Below are 1,439 nucleotides of genomic sequence, written 5' to 3' on the forward strand. Positions count from 1 at the left end.
TAAGTAGGTAGGCGAAAAAACTTATAAAATAGCAGAGAACCCTTTGTGGAGGAGGAATAAAACCTTGCCAGCCCCTCTAAAAATTGATTTAAGTGAAGAAGAAGACAAAAACCTGCTAGAACTGCAAAAACTGGCAGGAATTCCTTATAGGGTCAAGGAGAGAGCCGAAATCATTCGACTTAGGCATTATGGATGGTCAGTGGAGAAGATAGCCCAATATAAGGGAAAATCGCCCCACACCGTGCGAGATTGCTTCCATCGTTGGAAAAAGCCAGGAATGGAAGGATTGTGGGAAAAAATGGGGAGAGGAAGAAAAAAGAAGTGGAAAGAGGATGATCTGGTTTATGTAGAAAAATGTCTAGAAGAAGATTCACGAACCTATAATGCGGCTCAATTAGCTCGAAAACTAGCAAGAGAGCGAAAAGTTGTTTTGAGTCAAGATAGATTAAGGAAAATTATCAAAGCAAGAGGATGGGTCTGGAAAAGAACAAGATATAAACAACCCAATGGTGCTGATCCTCAAGTTAAATTAGCTAAAAAAGCCGATTTAGACTGGTTGTTCTGGGCGCACAGTGCCGGAGAAATCCGTCTAAAATTTTTGGATGAATCAGGTTTTTCTCTTTGGAGTCCCGTCAGCTACACTTATGCTCGTCTTGGAGAGCAGAAAGTCTTAGAACAGACTAAAAGACGAGGAAAAAGATTAAATATTCTGGGACTTTACTCAGTGGGAGTGAGTTTTGACTATGGATTGAAATTAGGCTCGTTTAAAGGGGACACTTATATTAAGCTTCTCGAATGGCAAGCCCAACTCGCTGCCCAACATTTTGAAAAGACGGGGGAGATTACCGTCATCGTTCAAGATAATCATCCCATTCATAGGAGCAAGCAAGTCAGAGAGTATTGGGATAAGTGGCAGCAGCAAGGATGATTTTTCTTTCAACTGCCCAAATATTCCTCTGAAATGAATCTTATTGAAATTGAATGGCATCAATGAAAAACGCATGAACTGGCAGGTCAAATTTTTCCCGATGAGTCCGATTTAGCGATCGCTGTTAAACAAGGGATCGAAGCTCGCGCTCAAAAAGGAGGATACGAAACTCACTGTTTTAAGTTTAATTCTGCCTAGCTAAGTTGTTCGTAATTTAAATTGCTTGTTGAGACGAGGCAAGAGGCACTCTTGCAAGAGGCAACAGTAAAGGGATTGAGGGAGATTCGGCTAATCTTAAGAATAAGCACTTTAAATGCGTCATAGCTTACTTATCAAAGCTGATAAGTGGGTGGGTGGAATTAAATATAAGATGAACGTAGCGACTGTCTTGATTGTCAAGGGGTAACTCAAAAAACAATCAAGGAGTTGCTGTCGAACCTAAAATCTCAAGCCAGAAAAAAGCGCAGCAAAAACTAAGTCGCTCAGGTTAAACCAAAGCAAGCGCAACCCT

Annotated in this window: 1 protein-coding gene; it reads left to right on the forward strand. The window is 40.9% G+C overall.

Annotated elements, in window-relative coordinates; genetic code table 11:
- The first annotated feature begins 64 nt into the window (after positions 1 to 64).
- Positions 65 to 928 (forward strand): IS630 family transposase, encoded by an 864-nt coding sequence (locus ACE1AQ_RS04950; RefSeq protein WP_254053039.1) that lies wholly within the window; start codon positions 65 to 67, stop codon positions 926 to 928.
- Positions 929 to 1,439 lie beyond the last annotated feature (511 nt).

The sequence above is a fragment of the Microcystis sp. BLCC-F209 genome (assembly GCF_041928595.1).
GTDB lineage: Bacteria > Cyanobacteriota > Cyanobacteriia > Cyanobacteriales > Microcystaceae > Microcystis.